The 18,335-nt window shown below is 61.8% G+C and carries 15 protein-coding genes; 4 read left to right on the forward strand and 11 right to left on the reverse strand.

Annotated elements, in window-relative coordinates; all coding sequences use genetic code 11:
• Positions 1-208: 208 nt before the first annotated feature.
• The 4 genes from EWR20_RS04805 to EWR20_RS04820 are packed head-to-tail and all read right to left on the reverse strand — an operon-like array spanning position 209 to position 5,478.
• The gene (locus EWR20_RS04805) at positions 209-1,051 is read right to left on the reverse strand and encodes a bifunctional allantoicase/(S)-ureidoglycine aminohydrolase (protein WP_129359517.1); all 843 of its coding nucleotides are present in this window, start codon (positions 1,049-1,051) and stop codon (positions 209-211) included.
• A complete protein-coding gene (locus EWR20_RS04810) occupies positions 1,048-2,409 on the reverse strand; it encodes a DUF6986 family protein (protein WP_129360112.1) in 1,362 nt (453 codons plus the stop codon). The genes EWR20_RS04805 and EWR20_RS04810 overlap by 4 nt, the downstream gene beginning before the upstream one ends.
• Before the next feature lie 14 nt (positions 2,410-2,423).
• Positions 2,424-4,031: a malate synthase A gene (gene aceB / locus EWR20_RS04815; RefSeq protein WP_129359518.1), complete on the reverse strand. Its 1,608-nt coding sequence runs from the start codon at positions 4,029-4,031 to the stop codon at positions 2,424-2,426.
• 52 nt (positions 4,032-4,083) lie between these two features.
• Positions 4,084-5,478 carry an NAD-dependent malic enzyme gene (locus EWR20_RS04820; RefSeq protein ID WP_129359519.1) on the reverse strand — a complete coding sequence of 465 codons (1,395 nt, stop codon included), beginning with the start codon at positions 5,476-5,478 and terminating at the stop codon, positions 4,084-4,086.
• Between the two features lie 265 nt (positions 5,479-5,743).
• Here EWR20_RS04820 and EWR20_RS04825 point away from each other — a divergent pair, with 265 nt between their 5' ends.
• Positions 5,744-6,505 carry an IclR family transcriptional regulator gene (locus EWR20_RS04825; RefSeq protein WP_129359520.1) on the forward strand — a complete coding sequence of 254 codons (762 nt, stop codon included), beginning with the start codon at positions 5,744-5,746 and terminating at the stop codon, positions 6,503-6,505.
• Positions 6,506-6,633: 128 nt separating this feature from the next.
• Here EWR20_RS04825 and EWR20_RS04830 read toward each other — a convergent pair whose 3' ends face one another.
• The 4 genes from EWR20_RS04830 to uraD form a co-directional block, all read right to left on the reverse strand.
• Positions 6,634-8,187 (reverse strand): nucleobase:cation symporter-2 family protein, encoded by a 1,554-nt coding sequence (locus EWR20_RS04830; protein ID WP_129359521.1) that lies wholly within the window; start codon positions 8,185-8,187, stop codon positions 6,634-6,636.
• Positions 8,188-8,281: 94 nt separating this feature from the next.
• Positions 8,282-9,166 (reverse strand): factor-independent urate hydroxylase, encoded by an 885-nt coding sequence (gene pucL / locus EWR20_RS04835; RefSeq protein ID WP_193553879.1) that lies wholly within the window; start codon positions 9,164-9,166, stop codon positions 8,282-8,284.
• A 73-nt stretch (positions 9,167-9,239) separates the two neighbouring features.
• Positions 9,240-9,566, reverse strand: coding sequence for a hydroxyisourate hydrolase (gene uraH, locus EWR20_RS04840; RefSeq protein WP_129359523.1), 327 nt, complete (start codon positions 9,564-9,566; stop codon positions 9,240-9,242).
• Positions 9,563-10,057 (reverse strand): 2-oxo-4-hydroxy-4-carboxy-5-ureidoimidazoline decarboxylase, encoded by a 495-nt coding sequence (uraD, locus tag EWR20_RS04845; protein ID WP_129359524.1) that lies wholly within the window; start codon positions 10,055-10,057, stop codon positions 9,563-9,565. The genes uraH and uraD overlap by 4 nt, the downstream gene beginning before the upstream one ends.
• Positions 10,058-10,566: 509 nt before the next feature.
• Between uraD and EWR20_RS13125 the strand changes: the two genes are divergently transcribed.
• The 3 genes from EWR20_RS13125 (at position 10,567) to EWR20_RS12765 (ending at position 13,375) form a co-directional block, all read left to right on the forward strand.
• The gene (locus EWR20_RS13125; protein WP_129359525.1) at positions 10,567-10,848 is read left to right on the forward strand and encodes a lactococcin 972 family bacteriocin; all 282 of its coding nucleotides are present in this window, start codon (positions 10,567-10,569) and stop codon (positions 10,846-10,848) included.
• A gap of 314 nt (positions 10,849-11,162) precedes the next feature.
• On the forward strand, positions 11,163-12,890 hold the full coding sequence (locus tag EWR20_RS13030; RefSeq protein ID WP_202864778.1) for an ATP-binding cassette domain-containing protein: 1,728 nt from the start codon (positions 11,163-11,165) through the stop codon (positions 12,888-12,890).
• 17 nt (positions 12,891-12,907) lie between these two features.
• A complete protein-coding gene (locus EWR20_RS12765) occupies positions 12,908-13,375 on the forward strand; it encodes an ATP-binding cassette domain-containing protein (protein ID WP_202864779.1) in 468 nt (155 codons plus the stop codon).
• 73 nt (positions 13,376-13,448) lie between these two features.
• On the opposite strand, the gene xdhC is transcribed toward EWR20_RS12765, so the two are convergent.
• The 3 genes from xdhC to EWR20_RS04870 are packed head-to-tail and all read right to left on the reverse strand — an operon-like array spanning position 13,449 to position 18,156.
• On the reverse strand, positions 13,449-14,246 hold the full coding sequence (gene xdhC, locus EWR20_RS04860) for a xanthine dehydrogenase accessory protein XdhC (protein WP_129359526.1): 798 nt from the start codon (positions 14,244-14,246) through the stop codon (positions 13,449-13,451).
• A complete protein-coding gene (gene xdhB / locus EWR20_RS04865; RefSeq protein ID WP_129359527.1) occupies positions 14,246-16,690 on the reverse strand; it encodes a xanthine dehydrogenase molybdopterin binding subunit in 2,445 nt (814 codons plus the stop codon). Before xdhB ends, xdhC begins: the two co-directional genes overlap by 1 nt.
• Positions 16,687-18,156, reverse strand: a complete 1,470-nt coding sequence (locus tag EWR20_RS04870; RefSeq protein ID WP_129360113.1) for a xanthine dehydrogenase small subunit — start codon at positions 18,154-18,156, stop codon at positions 16,687-16,689. Before EWR20_RS04870 ends, xdhB begins: the two co-directional genes overlap by 4 nt.
• Between the last annotated feature and the right edge of the window lie 179 nt (positions 18,157-18,335).

Raw genomic sequence — 18,335 nt, forward strand, 5'->3', positions numbered from 1 at the left:
AATCTAACTTCTGTTGTATGAAAACCCTAGGTTACGATGTGACGTGCGTCAACCGAATAATCTCGACCGTCCTTGTGGATTTTCTTCAGTGCGGGATCACTGAGGACGGAGCCTCTTAAAGCACGACGCCGCCGTGGGGCAGCGACGTGTGCTGCCCGACGACGGCGTTGGAGTGGTGCGTGGGCTGTCCGGGATGACCATCGTGAGCTCAGCGGCCCGTGTGGCCTCCCAGGGTGAGGGGCGCGTGACGGTTGACGTCTTTGTACAGGAGGTAACGGAAAGGCTTGGGGCCACCGGCATAACAGGCCTGCGGACAGAACGCCCGCAACCACATGAAATCACCCTCTTGAACCTCGACCCAGTCTTCGTTGAGTCGGTAGACGGCTTGTCCCTCGAGCACGTAGAGACCGTGTTCCATCACATGGGTTTCCGCGAACGGGATGATTCCGCCTGGTTGGAACGTCACGATGGTTACATGCATGTCATGTCGCATATCCTTTGGGTCCACGAAACGGGTCGTGGCCCAGCGTCCCTCTGTGCCCGGCATCGGTGTGGGGTCAATGTCCTGCTCGTTGGTCACGAACGACGTCGGCCTCTCGATCCCTGGAACCTCTTGATACCGTTTGCGGATCCACATGAAGCGCGCCGCATCGGTGCCGCGATTGTGAGCCGCCCATGTTTCGCCCGGAGAGATGAATGCGTAACCGCCCGAGTTCAGCGCGTGGCGTCCGTCTGCAAGTGACAGCTCGAGATTGCCTTCCATGAGGAACAAGACGGCTTCGGCATCAACGTCTTCTTCTGGCCGGTCCGATCCGCCCCCGGGAGAGACCTCCACTAGGTATTGGGAGAACGTCTCGGCAAATCCCGTGAGTGGTCGCGCAAGAACCCACAGGCGTGTCTTGTCCCAGAACGGCAGGACGGAGGCGACGATATCGCGTTGGGTACCGCGGGGGATGACAGCATAGGATTCCCGGAACATGGCCCGGTCGGTCAGGAGATCGGTTTGGGGAGGATGGCCTCCTCGGGTTGCCCAGTAATTGCGATCGGTCATCGTGCTACTCCTGTCTGTGGTGCCTCTTCGGAACCCGGGGAGGCGGCGGAACGGAGCGTCTCTGAATCAAGTCCGACCTCACGCAGCTCGTCCTCGCTCACCGCGCCGCAGAGGAGCCCCCGCCGTACATAGACAGCAAGTGCTCGCGCGGTCGCCGGTTCATCGGCGACGTCTGCCGCCTGGATGCCGGGGACGGACCGTCCGGCATAGGCCACGAGGCGTCGGAGGGCGTCGGCGAATGCTTCCCGATAGAACCCGTAGTTGGCGAGGAAGCGCGTGGGCAATTGATGGGCGTGCAAGTCCCAGCCTTGGTAATAGCCGCGCTCGAGTGAGCGGCGGACCAGGCGCGCGTGCAGGGCCCAGGCCTGCCTGCGTTGGTCGGCCTCGCCCACCGGCAATTGGTTGGTCGAGCCGTCCGAAAGATGTACACCGGTTCCGGCCACGGCCACTTGCATGACTGCTTTGGCGTAGTCGGCGGCCGGGTGATCCAGGGACTGGAATTCGCCGGATATGCCGAGCGAGGCGGAATAGTCGTACGTGCCGTAGTGCAAGGAGGTCACGCGTCCTTCGGCCGCATGGAGCATGTCCGGTATTGGGCACCTTCCGTCCAGACCCAAGATCATGGGTGCGGTCTCCATCTGGATCTCGAAGTGCAGGCGGCCAGCGGGCAGTCCCAAGGCATCCTCGAGTGCTTGGCACGCTTCGACCATGACCTGCACCTGCTCCACGCTCGATACTTTGGGCAACGTCAGCACCAGGCCGGGCGGGAGCCCGTCCGCGCTCACGCCGGCCTCCTCGAGCCCACCCGACTGCACCAACGTGGTCAGGAACAGGTCCAGGGACCTCAGTCCTCGTGCCCGGGTGGTCGACTCGAAACTCTTGAAGCGGATGCCTGTGAATGCTGGGGCCGGGGCCGAACCGTGGTGACGGTTGAACGCGAATCGTGCGACGGTCCGAGCCGCTTCTGCGGCCGCGGCATCTTCTTGCGCATCCGGTCGGTCGCCGAACCCGTCCTCCAGGTCCAGACGAAGGTCCTCGATCGGTTCAGCCCGTAGTTTCGCGGCCACCCGGTCGACGACGTCGCGCGCGTGGGTCCTGTCGATTCCCGCGAGTTCGGCCAGGGATTCGAGTCCGCCGGCTTCCTCCGCAGCTCGTAGAGCTGCGCGCCCCCACTCGGCGGGGGTTCGTTCGGTGACCAGGTCGGCGGGAACATAGCACGTGTGGACGGGCTGGCGGGCGCCGGAATCGCCCGGGAAGAAACGGGCCAGATCGGAGTCCGTGCCCGCGAGCAAATGGTCGGCCCGTGTTGTGAAGTCCCCTGAGAGGCTGCCTACCTCGTCCGACTCCGAATCTGCCATGGCGGTGCGGCGACTCACTTGATCCCTTCCATCAGCTCATAGGCGGGAAGGGTCAGGAAGTCCGGGTAGTCCTCGCGCAGGACCATGTCCTGGATCAGCTTGCCCGCTGGCACGAACCATTTCTCGTATTTCTCGGAATCGATCTCGCCGCGCAGCACTTCGAGCTGTCGGTCCAGCGCCGTCGAGACCAGGTCCTGAGTCGCGGTGTTGCCTGTGTCGTGATACACTACGCCGTTCTTGATCTGCTGCCAGACCTGGGAGCGTGAGATTTCCGCGGTGGCGGCATCCTCCATGAGGTTGTGGATTGCCACGGCGCCGTTACCGGAAAGCCACACCGCGATGTACCGGATCGCGACGTACAGGTTGTCGTTCAGCTCGGCCTCGGTGCGCTGGTTCCCTGCGGATGGGACGTCCAACAGTTGCTCGGCGGTCACCTTAACATCGGGCCGCTGCCGGTCCACCTGATTGGGCTTCTCGCCCAAGACGTCGTCGAATACTTCCTGACACACCGGAACCAGGTCAGGGTGCGCGACCCATGAGCCATCGAAACCGTCGTGGGCCTCCCTGGTCTTGTCGTTGCGGACTTTCTCGAAGGCTGCTCGGTTGACCTCTTCGTCCTTGCGGGACGGAATGAAAGCTGCCATCCCGCCCATTGCGAATGCGCCCCGCTTGTGGCAGGTCTGCACGAGCAGATCGGTGTACGCACGCATCAGGGGCGCAGTCATGGTGACCGAGGAACGGTCGGCCAGGATGAACTCCTGACCGGCGTCTCGAAAGTACTTGATGATCGAGAACAAGTAGTCCCAGCGTCCCGCGTTCAGCCCGGACGCGTGATCGCGCAATTCGTAGAGGATCTCGTCCATCTGGAACGCGGCGGGAATCGTCTCGATGAGAACCGTGGCTCGGATGGTGCCGTGGTCGAGGCCGAGGTATTCCTCGGCGAAGGTGAAAACGTCCTCCCAGAGTCGAGCCTCGAGATAGGACTCCATTTTGGGCAGGTAGTAGTACGGCCCGTGGCCGTTCTCCAGCAGCTGTTGCGCGGTATGGAAGAAGTGCAGCCCGAAGTCGGTCAGGGAACCGGAGCCGGTCTTTCCATTGACCGTGATGTTCTTCTCCGGGAGGTGCCAGCCGCGTGGGCGGACAACGACCACGGCTCTGGGCTGGTCCTCGCGCAACGTGTACTCTTTGCCCTTCGACGAGGTGAAGCGGAGAGTTCCCCGCGCCGCGTCGCGCAGGTTCGCGACCGAGTCGATCTGGTTGTACCAGCTGGGGCTCGCGGCATCTTCAAGATCTGCGAGCCACACTTTGGCTCCTGAGTTCAGCGCGTTGATGGCCATGTTGGGTGGACTCGCGGGCCCGGTCATCTCGACCCTGCGATCGCGCAGCGCTTCCGGTGCCGGAGCCACTTTCCACTCGCTCTCGCGGACTTGACGTGTCTCCTCGGGAAAATCCAACGAGCCCCGGGCCACGGCCCTCTCTCGATCCGTCTCTCGGGCTCCCAAGAGTTCTTCGCGACGATCCGCGAACTTCTCGTGGAGGGCTTCGACGAATGCGAGGGCCTCGTCGGTGAGGATCTCGTCCGCGACGGCCAGATTGTCCGGCGTGTTGTGAGTGATGGTCATGTTTGCCTCCTGGGCTCTCGATGTATCTGCTGGCGGCTGGGGCGGGCTAGTCTCAGCGCCCTGATTCGCCCCGTGCGGTGGTTTCGACGGCATCGGCCACGGCCTGTGCCACATTGGGGTCGAAGACGCTTGGAACGATGAAGTTCGGATTCCGTTCCTCCTCGTCCACGCAGTCGGCAATCGCCTTCGCTGCCGCAACGAGCATGTTCTGAGTGATGTCTGACGCTCCTGCATCGAGCAGGCCTCGGAACAGGCCGGGGAACGCGAGGACGTTGTTGATCTGGTTCGGGAAGTCGCTGCGGCCGGTTGCGACGACGGCGGCGTGCTCGGCGGCTTCGGTCGGGTCCACCTCGGGGTCCGGGTTGGCCATCGCGAAGACGATGGCACCGTCGGCCATGGTCGCGATGTCGTCGCCCGTCAGAAGGTTGGGCGCCGAGACGCCGATGAAGACGTCCGCGTCGGCCACAGCATCCTTGAGCGACCCGCTGAATCCGTTCTTGTTGGTGTTCTCCGCGAGCCATGTTCGGTGTGGGTCGGTGTAGTCCTCGCCGGCGTGGATGGCACCGTTGCGGGAACAGGCGATCACGTTGGCCACGCCGTTGGCGAGCAACAACTGGATGATGGCGTTTCCTGCGGCGCCAACGCCTGAGACGACGACTTTGATGTCCTCAATCTTCTTGTCGACCTCGCGCAGCGCGTTGTACAGAGCCGCCAGGGTGACGATCGCGGTGCCGTGCTGATCGTCGTGGAACACGGGAATGTCCAGTTCCTCGCGAAGACGGGCTTCGATCTCGAAACAGCGCGGGGCTGCAATGTCTTCGAGGTTCACCCCGCCGTAGACCGGCGCCAAGGCCTTGACGATACTGATGATCTCTTCGGTGTCCTTGGTGTCCAGGCATACGGGCCACGCGTCGACCTCGGCGAACGCCTTGAAGAGGGCGGCTTTGCCTTCCATGACCGGCAGGGCTGCGGCAGGACCGATGTCGCCGAGACCCAACACCGCGGTTCCGTCGGTAACCACAGCGACGGTATTGCGTTTGATCGTCAGGCTGCGCGCGTCTTCCGGATTCTCGTGGATCGCGGTGCACACCCTGGCGACGCCGGGGGTGTAGGCGCGCGACAGATCGTCACGATTGCGGAGAGAAACGCGCGGGGTCACCTCGATCTTGCCTCCCAAATGAATCAGGAAGGTGCGGTCGGAGATGTGGTGGACCGCGACGCCGTCGAGATTGTTGATAGCGTCCCGCACCTCGTCGCGGTGGGCCGCGTTGGAGACATTGCAACTGATGTCGACGATCACGTTGTCCGGACGTGACTCCACGACGTCCAGAGCGGTGACCTGGGCACCTGCAGCAGAGGCGGCGGCGGTGATCTCACTGGTGGAGTTGAACGAAGCGGGTGCTTCGAGGCGGAGAACCATGGAATATCCGGGGCTGGGAGCGGGCATATCTGAATATTTCCTTCCGTGACGTACCGGATGACGGTTCCGGCACTAAATCCGTATTGTGGAAAAACAATTCCATTAAGTGAATCCTAAATGTACGATGTGACGCATGACAAGGCTTTGTTGAAATATGATTCTTAGACTGCCGACCCGGCGCCTTCCACGCCGGAGGTTCGGCGCACCGCGACCGAGGCCGGAACCACGGCGCCAATGCGGCGCCCAGCCAGGAGAACCACACAGTGCGCGGTAACCACCACGAGGAGGCACAATGACAGAAGGAAAGAGTACGGGCGGTGTTCAGTCCGTCGAGAGAGTTTTCGACCTGCTCAACATCATCACCAGTTCCGGCGGCGAATCCTCGCTCAGCGAGCTGGCCGGCAAAGCGGAATTGCCTCTGCCGACGATCCACCGATTGCTCCGGACCTTGGTGTACCTGGGTTACGTGCGGCAACTTCCCAATCGCAGTTATGCTCTGGGCCCCGGGCTGATCCGGCTCGGATACACCGCGAGTTTGCAATTGGGCGCATACGCCCAGCCGGTCCTGAAGAAGCTCGTGGACCGCTTGGGGGAGTCCGCCAATATGGCTGTGCTGGACGGACACATGGTCGTATACGTGGGGCAGGCGCAGTCCTCGCATTCGATGCGCATGTTCACGGAGGTCGGGCGCAGAGCGCACACCCACGACACCGGCGTCGGCAAGGCCATCTTGGCAACGCTGCCCGAGTCCCAGGTGATCTCGATCGTTTCGACGATGGGGATGCCCACGCCCACCAAAAAGAGTCTCGGCACCATGGATGAACTGCTCGCGGATCTGGCCAAGATCCGCGAACGGGGTTACGCGATCGATGACGAAGAGCAGGAGATCGGGGTCCGCTGCTTTTCGATGGCGTTGCCCGAGGCGCCCACCCCCACCGCTATCTCCGTATCCGGACCCGTTTCCAGAGTCGATTGGGATTTCGGAGAGCGAGCCGTCCCGCTCCTGCGGGACGCGGCCCAGGAACTCTCTAGCCAGTTCGCACAATCTCGCTGACGGGCCCTGTCCGCCGACGCCCTGGGGGTCGGCCGGCTGGCGGACGTGCCGGCTGAGTGCGGGCACAAGAGAACGACGACGCGGTCCCGCATCCGAATGGGCCCGCGTCGTCGTTGTGTCGTTTGTGCTCAATGTTCCTCTGATGCGGCCTCGGTGATGTTGTCCATCGCGGGGGCATCGACGACCTGGCCGGAAGCTGTAATGCACGGGACTTCGTTTCCATCCGCGTCCAGGATCTTCCCGTCCTTGACGACGTCCCCCTCGTGGAGGCGGCCTCGAAGCTGTTCGAGGGCTTCGAAGGGGACGTACCTCGGAGGCGCCGAAGCGAACACGGACCCCTCACCGGCAGGTGGATTTCCGAACTTGAGTTCGTTGAACAGCAGGTTCAGCAGAACGGCGACGACGGCGGCCGAGCTGATGCCCGAGTGGAAAATGGTTTCGAACCAGCTTGGGAATCCGCTGTAGATGTCCGGCTTGACGACGGGCAGCAGGCCTACGCCGAGGGAAGCGGAAACGATGATCAGGTTCGAGGTGCCCTCGTACTTGACCGTGCTGAGCGTGCGGATGCCCGACGCGGCCACCGTACCGAACAGAACGATTCCTGCGCCGCCCAGGACGGGCGGGGGAACCGCTGAGACCACTCGCCCCAGGATGGGGAGCAGGCCGAGGACCAGCATGATCGCGCCTCCGGCTGTGACTACGAATCGCGATTTCACGCCGGTGATTGCGACCAGGCCAACGTTCTGGGCAAAGGCCGACTGCGTGAAACCATTGAAAATGGGGGCGATGAAGGATGCGCCCATATCCGCGCGCAGGCCGTCGCCGATTCGCCGACGGTCCACTTTAGAATTCACGATTTCACCCACCGCAAGAATGTCGGCGGTGGTTTCGGTCAGGATCACCAACATGACAATGGTCATAGAGACGACGGCCGCGAGGTCGAACGTCGGAAGGCCGAATGCGAAGGGTTGAGGGAAAGCAAAGATCGCGCCGTCACCTATGGCAGAGAAGTCGGCCATGCCGAGCACGACGGCCAGGACGGTGCCCAAGACGATGCCCAGAAGAATGGACAGGCGCGATATTGCTGCACTGCCCACCTTGGAGAGCAATAGAATGATCAGAAGTGTGCCGCCCGCGAGGCATACATTCTTGACGATCGTTGGTGCATCTCCTGTTGCCTCGACGTCTGCTCCGCCCATCGCCCACTGAGCCGCCGTAGGGAACAGGGACAGCCCGATGGTCGTGATCACGACGCCGGTGACTACGGGTGGGAAGAACCTGATGATGCGGGCGAAGAAGGGCGTGATCAGGAAGCCGATAAAAGCGGAGATCATGACAGCGCCGAAAACGGCCTGAATGCCTCCGTCGCCGCTCACGATCGCCGTCATGGTGGCCACGCTCGCGAACGAGGTGCCCTGAACCAGGGGCAACTGGGATCCGAAGAATTTGATGCCGAAGGACTGAAGCAGGGTTGCCAGTCCGCCGATGAAGAGGCAGCACGCGACCAGTAGGGCCTGTTCGCTTCCGGACAGTCCGGCGGCGCCGCCGACGATCAGCGGCGGGGCAATGATGCCGCCGTACATCGTCAATACGTGTTGGAATCCATAGCCGAAGCTGGGACCGAGGCCGAGGTATTTGTCCTCTGGCCGCGGGCGTTCTTCGGCGGTGACCTTGCTCGACATGGGGTTAGCCTTCCTGAGTGTCGGTCCTTGAGCGATGAGTCCCCGCCCCGTCGTTCGGGGGAGAGGGGCGGGGACTTTGCTTGGGGTCCGGGGGTCAGCAGAAGCCGGCGATGCCGAACCAGGCATTCTCGTCTTCGGGAGCGCCTTGGCGCTGCACGGTCGCCTCAATCAGCCCGTAGGGGCGATCGGCGGCGTAGTGGGTCTCGTTGTTGTTCTCTTCACCGCAGAAGCTCAGGTCGTAGACGAAATGATGCTTGTTGGGGCAGGAGAACTTGATCTCGTCGATCTCCGGGTGTGCTTCTATCACGGCCTTGCCCATGAGGTACAAGGTCTCTTGCAGGGCGCGAGAATAGTGATCGGTGAACTTGTCGAGGATGATGTTCTTGACATCCTCGTAGGTGGCATCGAAGTCCACTTCCGTGGTGTTGTAGCGCCAGCGGGTTGCGATATCCGTGGACAGAACGCGGTCGTCGGTCTCCTTGAGCGTGGTGAATTCGTCCTTGGGGTACCCGACGAAGCCCGACTCGGTCGACTTGAGCACGGTGAGGTCTTTGAACCCCGAGATCACGGTCTTCTTCTCTCCGTCGGTGACGACGACCGCGGTGCGGACCTCGTCCTTGTTCTGAACGAAGCAGTGGTCGTGATCATTGATCCGATTCCAGAGGTGCTCTTCGGCCGCCCAACGACCACCGGAAACCCAGTCGAATCCGGAAGTGAAGTGGTCCGAGAGCGTGCTCAGGAACTCCTCCGGACTCTTGATGTCGTGCTTCTGGGCTAGCGCGAATACTGTGTTTTTCTGAGTATCGGTTGCCACGCAATGGGCATTATCGCCTTCGGTGTGCACCGCTTCGAAGTCGCCCCTCAATTGGGAGGTGACCACGAGATCGCGCAGCGTGTGACGGTCCGTGGCGCGGTTGACCCGCACCACGTGGTTCTCGGCCTTGCCGTACTGGTTCTTTCCGAGGACAACGTTGGTCATGATGTTCAGCTCCTGCTGCATTTTCGTTGGGTGTGGTGGATCGGCAATCGTCGACAAGGGGTCGGCTCCTGGTTCAACTGCCGCGGTATGTGGAATACGCGTACGGACTGAGCAAGAGAGGCACGTGGTAGTGCCCCTGTTGCTTCTGTACCGTGAAATCCACCGCGACGAACGGGTAGAACGTCTCCAGGCCCTGCCCGGAGAAGTATGGTTCGGTCGCGAAAATGATCCGGTAATGGCCGGACTCCAGGGTCTCTGGGCCGAGGTCGTTGACTCGGCCGTCCTCGTTCGTGGTTGCTGTGGCGATCTTCTCGCCGGAGCCCTCGAGGAGCGTCACAGCGATACCGGCGGCCGGGCAGCCGTGGACGGAGTCGAGGACGTGGGCGGAAATGAAGCTCATGACAGTATTCCTTCGATGCGCAGGGCGGCGATATCGCGCAGTTGCTCGGCGACTTCCGTGCGCTCAGCTTTGGGGGAGTTGTTCAGGCGCCGATGGAGTTCAGAGAGGATTTCTTCGTGCGAGCGACCTGCGGCGCGAATCAGGAACACGTGGCCGAAACGATCTTCGTAGACCCGGTTGCCGGCGGCGAGGGCCTCAATGGTCGACGCCGATGCTTCACCGAGCCCGGCCTGTTCCGACCGGGAGTGCTTGGCCTCCTCAGATTCCGTTTCGTCCCGCTCACCGATTTGCGGGTGATGGGAGAGGGCGCGATCGATCTCGGCGTCGGTGAACGGGTGGGCGGCGTCGCGGGCGACGTCGATGGCCTCGGTCACCGAGCCATACGGGCGGCCCGCCGCGACCTCCTCGACCCACCGGGGGATGTCGAGGGCTGGAGCGATGGTCGCTCGCGCGGTGACGGGGTCGATCTCATTGAACTCCGCGAGTCTCATGGTCGCCTCCTACGTTTCGCATAGTGAAACTTAGTTTCCATTTCTGAACAGTGAACTGGATCACGGGCGTGAAGTCAAGGGGTGTGCGGTGGGGTTTTATGCCGTGTCGATGCGGACGGTGGCGGTGGCGAATGGTCGAAGTGGCAGTTTGGTGTGGCGTCTGGATGCGGAATCTGTTCAAAATCGCCGCTTCGGGGGTTGGTCGGGAGGGGGATTGGTTGTGGATTCGGGGAGAGTGATGGGGTTGCGGGGGCGTATCCGTGGTTAGTTGTGGCTTGGCGGCTAACCCCTGCGGGCGATTGGGCGCTTGCTCAAAGCCGGGCAGGCATATTTGTACTAATCAAAGTCGAAATAATGATTCAGGGTGAGTGAAATATAGTAAGGCGCATTAAAGCTCTTTGAAAATTTAACTCGACGTTTCATGAGTGTGCGCTTACTACCGTTGATGCGTTCGCGCGGACGTGAGTTAAGTCATTTGTATTCTAATCTTTTGTCTTCAAGGGGACATCATGAAGAGGAAGATTATTTCTGTCGCAACGGAGACCGTGCTCGCCTTCGGTGCAGTGGCTGCCGCCCAGGCCACCGATCATGTCCGCGGAGGCTATTGGGGTCACGGAGTAAGCGGTGGAGGGGTGTTCTCAGATTACCTGTATCACGGGCGATGTCACGGTAGCACGGCGAAGGGGACCTTTGTGGCGAAGTCGGGCAATACACCTGCTGGACATTGGGCTAAGGTCTCTGCGCCGTCAAGATGGTATGCCATTGACAAGGCATATTGGAACTACTGCTAAGAATTTCGAGGTAGAGCGTCCCGATCTGAGCGGACCGGGGCGCCCCCGAACCATGAAAAACAATGTGAGACTTTCCCTAGCTTACTTACTTCTCCCCGTGGTGGCTTTCGTTTTCGTCTTCGGAGCTTTGTTCTCCAGTGATACCGAAACGACCCTGGGATTTGGCGATATCACGTGGTTCAAGAATTCTGAAGAGAATTCAGACCCCCCAGAAATTCCACGATTCGTTGACGACAACGGCAAAACAGCGGGGGGTCAATATAGCCAAGATTGGGGCCGATTCAGAGCGTCCCGAAACCGGTCAACATTTGGAGATGGTGGTTGGAAACCCCGAGCTGCCGTCGGCGCACTGGCCTGATTCCGGGTATCCGGCGTTCAATCTAAGCCAGGGTGTGAGAGTTGCCGTACGGGAAAGTCCTGAGGCGGACCCGCTCGGATGGTACGTGATCTACGGGGACCGTGACCGGGCTGAAAGGTTGGTCTCCAAGGTCGGCGCTCAGAGCGGGTATTCGGGGATGCAATACGGAATGTTTTCTGCGGACAATGTCATGCGCTCCATGGGGCGCACCCCCTTGGTCGCTGCATTTATATCGAGCATCGGAATCATTCTCTTCAGTCTGCGTTCCTCGATCCTACTGGGCGGCCGTCGGTACGCCAGAAAACGCCTCTATGGAGCCAGCCCCTGGGAAGTTTTCAAGCAGGATATTGCCGATATTGCTGTTCCCTTGCTGGGGTCCGCCATCCTCACCGCCACCCTGTCTGCGGCATTTCTCAAAATCTACAACGACCTTGCTTTCGCGTCTCTGTTTCTCCTGCTCGGTGCGGCAATTCTTGGCCTACCCGTCGTTGTGTGCTTGGCCGTTCACGCCGCCACCATATTCTTTTGCATCCGTGTCCCCATTTCAGATGCTCTCAAGCGAAAACAGCCAGCACGATTTGTTTACGCATCCATGGGTTTGGCCAGGGGCTTCGCGCTCATCATGATTCTTGTGACGGCCTTCGGGGCCATCGGAACAGCGCTGATTCTTCGATCCCACGCGGAATCGCGGTCCTCCTGGGAATCCAACCCTCACGCCTACTTCGTCAATATTGCTGGTGCCGATCGTAGTGAGGACGAGGAAAAACGGCTGACGCAATGGTTCGCCGAAGAGATCAAACAGAACAACATCATTGCCGCACACCGGGACAACCTCATTTCCACCTCAACGAACGAACCGTGGCGACCTGAAGGCTCGATACTGTTCGTCAACGATCAGTACATTCATCACAATGCTCAGCGTTTCCCGGATGCGGAAAAAGACGTTCGTCAGGACCCACGCTCGATGAGGCTCACCGTCCCGGACGAGGCCGAGACAACTATCGAGAACGTAGTGGATCACCTCCCGTACGGAGTCGACAGGCCCGAAGAACGCGATGTCCGGGTCTCCCACTACGAGTCGAAGGAACCAATCTTCGACTACGGGTGGTCCCAGGGGCTCGACCGAGTCGACTCCTTCAGTTCCGTGTACTCGATCTGCCTTCTGGTGGTTCTACTCTTCCTCGCGACCGTCGAATTCTCCACAATCCATGTCTCGGAACGGGATCAGCGGCTCTTCCGCGGCCACTTATTCGGAGAATCGTGGGCCCGAGGTTTGCGTCATGTCCTCTGGCTCGAAGTGGTGGTTGGCGTGGCCTTCGGCTGGTGGATTCTGCACAAAGTAGCGGTGGCCTCCGAACTCGACATACTCACCGGAGTGTCATTCCACGAAAACCGTCAGTACTACACGGGAATGTTCGATCTTCGGAGCACTCCTGGTCCTGCTCAATGCTTCGCTCATGCTCACGTCCCTGAACCGCACCTATCGTCACCACATCTCCAGGAGGTCCCGAGATGCCTGAACCGATCGTCGTCGTCAGCGAGGGGGGAGAAAGTCATTGGTTCGTCGACTATTTGGCGCGGCGGCAATCTCACGATCGAACCCGGCGAAATGGTCGCGCTCGTCGGTCCGTCCGGATACGGCAAGACGACCCTGCTGAACTGTCTGGGGGCCTCAGCGAACTGACCTCGGGGCGGCTCACCATGATGGGCCAGGATTTCTCACGCCGCGCGCCACGGAAACAAAGGGAATTCCGACGCCGACATCTCGGCTATCTCTTCCAGAACTACGCGCTGGTCGAGTCGGACACGGTACTCAAGAACCTTCAGGAGCCGTTGCGTCTGCTCCCACGCCGTGACCGGCCCGACCGAGAGGAGATATCGCGGGCGCTGGCCGACGTCGGAATCGAGGGCCGCGAGAACAGCAAGGTCTACCACCTGTCCGGCGGTGAACAGCAGCGGGTCGCGCTGGCCGGTGTGATGCTCAAACGCCCGAGCATGATCCTGGCCGACGAACCCACCGGCGCCCTCGACGCCGAGAACGGTGCGCTGGTCCTGACCAAGGTCCGGGAGATGGTCGCTCGCGGCTGGGCCGCGGCCATCGCAACGCACAACCAGGACGTCATGGATCTGTGCGACCGGACCATCGACGTCGCGCACTTTCGTCCCTGAACGCCGACGGCGCGTGGCGCCCCAAACACCAGCAAGACCGTACCGGGCCCACGGGACGCTCAACCCGCGGCACTCAGGGCCAGTCGATCACCTGGGCTAGGGCCGCCACCACGCTGATTGCAATGACTGCGGGCGATTTTCCATCGATTCCGGGGATACCGATGGGGCACGTGATCCCGTCAAGGGCTGCCTCGCTGTGCCCCAGATCCAGCAATCGCTTCCGAAAGCGTGCCCACTTGGCTGAGGAACCGATCAACCCCACCGAAGCAAGGTCATCGCGTCCCAAAGCCGTATCGCACAGAATGAGGTCCTCGGAGTGGTCGTGGGACATGATCAGAATGTGGCTACCCGCGGGCAGCTCCTTCAAAACTGCTTCCGGAGCCGGAGCATGGTTCACGCGAAGTGTTGCGGAACCGTCGAGGGGCTTGAGAGCTTCGGCCGCATCGACTGCGGCCTGGCGGCTGTCCGTCAGGTTCAAGGTCACGGGGAGGCGGGACAAGGCCCGGGCCACCTCGAGACCCACGTGCCCGGCTCCGAAGATTGCAACGACGGGCGGTGCGGCAATCGGCTCGAGAAGGGCCGTGACCTTCCCGCCGCAGCACTGCTGACCGTACCGGGTCGTGGCGTGTTCGTTGAGGGAGATCTCCTCGGAACGGGGATCGGATTCGCCAGCGCTCAGCATTTCGCGCGCCTGCTCCGTCAGGGTGGCCTCGAGATTCCCGCCGCCGACGGTGTCCCACGCACGGCCACGGGCCACGACCATCTTTGCCCCGGCCGCGCGAGGGGCGTGACCTCGCACCGATGTCAAAGTCACCAGAACCCCCGCGGCCCCTTCCTCGTGCAGCTCTTGGAGACCAGCCAACCATTCCATCAGACGGACTCGGTTTCAGGTTCCGGAGACTTGGCGGCGTGAGGGCCCGGCCCCGGTGCGCTGCCGACGTCTTCTCGATCTTCTTCGGCTCGCACAGCCTCACCACCGGCAACCTTGCCCCTTGCTTCCTGGATTGCCCAGAACACCGCTTCTGGTGTGGAAGGACATCCCAGGTCTACTTCGACCCCCTCGGGGCCGAATGCCTCGACCGCGGTTCGCAGGGCCTCCCGCACGCTCATCGCAAGCATCAGCGGCGGCTCTCCGACGGCCTTGGAGCCGTAGACGACCCCCGATTCGGTGGCCCGCTCGTAGAGGTGGACGTTGAACTCTTCAGGAAGTTCGGAGAAGCTCGGCAGCTTGTACGTGCTCGCTGCCTGCGTCGCGAGGCGCCCCCTCCTCTCGCCGTCGGAGGTGTCCCAGCGAAGCTCCTCGAGGGTCAACCACCCCGTGCCTTGGACGAATCCGCCTTCGATCTGGCCCACGTCCACCAATGGGGACAGCGAGTCTCCGACGTCGTGCACGATATCGGTCCTGAGTACACGGTAAGCCCCGGTGAAAGCATCGACCTCCACCTCGGTCGCAGCGGCACCATAGGCGAAGTACTTGAAGGGGGAACCGTGCATATTCGCAGAGTCCCAGTGGATTCCCTCGGTGCGGTAGTAACCAGCGGCGAAGAGCTGAACCCTTTGCAAGTAGGCATCCGAGACCACCTCTTCGAAACGTACAGGGTCCTTGCCTAGCGCCGCGACGCCGTCATCCTCGAATCGAACGTCGTGTGGATTGGCGCCGAACTTTCCTGCGGCGACCTGTGCCAGGCGCCCCCGAATCTGCTCACACGCGTTCTTCACCGCGCCGCCGTTGAGATCTGCGCCGGAGCTCGCGGCCGTCGCGGAGGTATTGGGCACCTTGTCCGTGCGAGTCGGCGCCAAGCGCACCCGCTCCAGACCCACCCCAAGGGTCGTTGCGGCGACCTGCCGCATTTTGGTGTGCAGCCCCTGCCCCATCTCGGTGCCGCCATGATTGATGAGCACGGAACCGTCCTTGTAGACGTGTACCAGGGCTCCGGCCTGGTTGAAGGCAGCGAAGTTGAACGAAATTCCGAACTTGACCGGTGTCATGGCCAGGGACTTTTTGGTATCAGTGTGCGCGGCGTTGAATTCCGCGATTTCGGCCTTCCGGCGCACCACGTCCGCGCGTTCGTTCAGCGTCCCCCAGATCTCCGCGATCCGTTCGGCATGCCGAACCGGTTGGCCGTAGGGTGTGGTGTCGCCGGGCTGATAGAAGTTACGGCGGCGAAGCTCGCCGGCATCGAGCCCGATCAAGGGAGCGCAGCGGCCGAGAATGTTCTCCAGGACCAGCATTCCCTGGGGGCCGCCGAATCCTCGGAATGCGGTCTGGGAGGTTTTATTCGTCTGGGCGATTCTTCCGGTGACCGACACGTTGGGGATCATGTAGGCATTGTCGATGTGGCACATGGCCCGGGAGAGCACGGGCTCCGAAAGATCCATCGCCCAGCCGCCATCGGCGGTCAGGGTGGCCTCGAGGGCCGTGAACCTGCCTTGCTCGTCGAAACCGGCCTCCCACTCCGCGTGGAACGGATGACGTTTTCCGGTCATGGTGATGTCCTGTGTCCTGGTCAGTCGCAGGCTGACCGGCTTTCCCGTGCGCACAGTCGCGATCGCGGCGATGGCTGCGAGACCATGTGGCTGCATTTCCTTGCCGCCGAATGCGCCGCCCATGCGCAAAGATTGGACCGTGACGTCGTGGCTGGACAGCCCCAGCACGTGGGCCACGATTTCCTGGGTCTCGGACGGGTGCTGGGTCGAGGAATTGACCAGGACCTGACCACCCTCGTCCACGCGCGCATAGGATGCGTGCGTCTCCAGGTAGAAATGTTCCTGCCCGCCGAATTCGAAAGTCCCGCGGAACCGGTGCGCAGAATTATCGAGCGCGGGACCGGATTGACCACGTTCCAAGAGGTGCTGCGGGCCCTGGAAACTGCCTGAATCGATCGCCTCAGGAAGGGTCACGATCGAGGACAGAGGCTCGTAGTCGATCTCCACGGCCTCCGCGCCCTGCCGGGCTGCCTCCGTGGTCTCGCCGATGACCCAGCACACGGCATGTCCGAAGTACATGACCTCGGAGGGGAAAAGAGGCTCATCGTGTTTGACGCCGGCGTCATTGAGTCCCGGCACGTCCTCGGCCGTCAGGACCTCAACAACACCCGGGACCTTGCGGGCACGTTCGGTGCGCAGGGAGGTGACGAACGCGTGGGCGTGAGGGGATTGGACGGGCCAAGCGTGAAGGGCGCTCTTGTCCCGGGTGGCGAGGTCGTGGGTATACAGGGCCTCACCGGTGACGTGTAGCGCGGCGCTCTCATGGGAGACTCGCGTGCCGACGCCGGCAGGGTTCGAGCTGGCTGGGGGTTGGGTGACCGTGTTCATGATTTCGCTCCTATGTATTCGGAGGGACGGTATTGGGCGAAGAATCGCATCATGCTCTGCTCGAGCATTTGTGATCGATAGCGCGAGCTCGCGCGGTGGTCGTCCATGGGTGTGCTTTCGGCGGTCATCAGGGCGGAGGCCTCACGGGCCGTCTCCTCCGTCCATGGCTGGTTCACAAGGGCTCGCTCGGCGGCGAGCGCACGAATGGGCGTGGCCGCGACACCACCCATTCCGATCCGAATCGAGGAAATGCGACCTTGTTCGAGCTGCATGGAGAAGGCCGTTGCGACCGATGAGATGTCGTCGAATCGTCGTTTGGCGACCTTGTAGAAAGCCGTGGTTTCCGAGAGTGGCATCGGGATTCGGACCGCGCGAATGAACTCTCCCGGTTCCCGGACGGTCTGTCTGTACCCGGTGAAGTATTCGGAGATCGGCACGGTGCGCTCGCCCGACGTCGAGAACAATACGAGGGAAGCGTCCAGGGCCAGGAGTACGGGAGCGGAGTCGCCGATTGGCGACCCCGTGCCGAGGTTGCCGCCCAACGTAGCGCTGTTGCGCACCAGCCGTGATGCGAACTGGGGGATGAGCTGGGCAAGCAGCGGAATCCGACCGTCCAGGCCACGCTCCAGTTCAGAAAGGGTCATTGAGGCTCCGAGCTCCACGTAGTCCTCCGCGAATCGGAAAGAGCGGAGCCCCTCGAGGTGATCGATGGCCAGGACCGTCTCGGGGCGAATATGCCGAATATTGGTTTCGACCCCGACATCGGTCCCACCGGCGAGGAGCACCGCATCCGGGTGGTCCGCGCACCGTTGCGCCAATTCCTCAATGCTGGAAGGGCGGACGAACGTCGAGGTCTCGGTGTGCACTTCGGTGCGGCACGCCGGCGGAGCCGAGGACGATTGGCGTTCGAACAGGGGGTCGTCCTTGTCCGGTGTCTCGAGTGCATATGCGGCATCCTTGATGGGACGGTATCCGGTGCAACGGCAGAGGTTTCCCGATAGGGCGTGCAGGTCGAAACCGTTGCCACCCATCTCTTCGGTCGCCTCGGAGACGGATTCGGTGGCGCGTTCGGGTCGGTAGTACTCGGCGGCCATCGAGCAGATGAAGCCGGGGGTGCAGAAGCCGCACTGGGATCCGCCACGGTAGGCCATTTCGCGCTGTACAGGGTGAAGGTCCTCATCGGACCCTGGTCCGGGGCAGGTCCCGAGCCCTTCCGAGGTGATGACCTCCTGGCCGTTGCATGCGAGTGCCGGTGTCAGGCACGCGTTGACGGACGTCCATCGGGAACCCCCGTCACCGTCCGGTCGAGCGATCAGGACGGCGCACGCGCCGCATTCCCCTTCTGCACAACCTTCTTTGGCACCGGTGAGGCCCAGATTGCGGAGCCAGTCCAGCAGATTGAGGTACACAGGTACGTTGGCATCTTCTCGGGGTTGGCCGTTGACGGTGATGTGAAATGAACCCATCATCACGTCCTCCTAGTTCTTCGGATTCTCTGAACGCTCTGAGAGCGGGAGGCGCCTCGGGGGCCTTTTTCCCGCTGCCCCTGACGAGGTGCGTCACAACCACCCCGTAGAGTGTGATGTGGCTCTCCAATATTTGTGTTCCGGTCATGTTAGCACTCCTGATGGAATTTGGAATCCAC

Origin of the sequence: Rothia uropygioeca (assembly GCF_004136585.1) — a bacterium.
Classification (GTDB): domain Bacteria; phylum Actinomycetota; class Actinomycetes; order Actinomycetales; family Micrococcaceae; genus Rothia.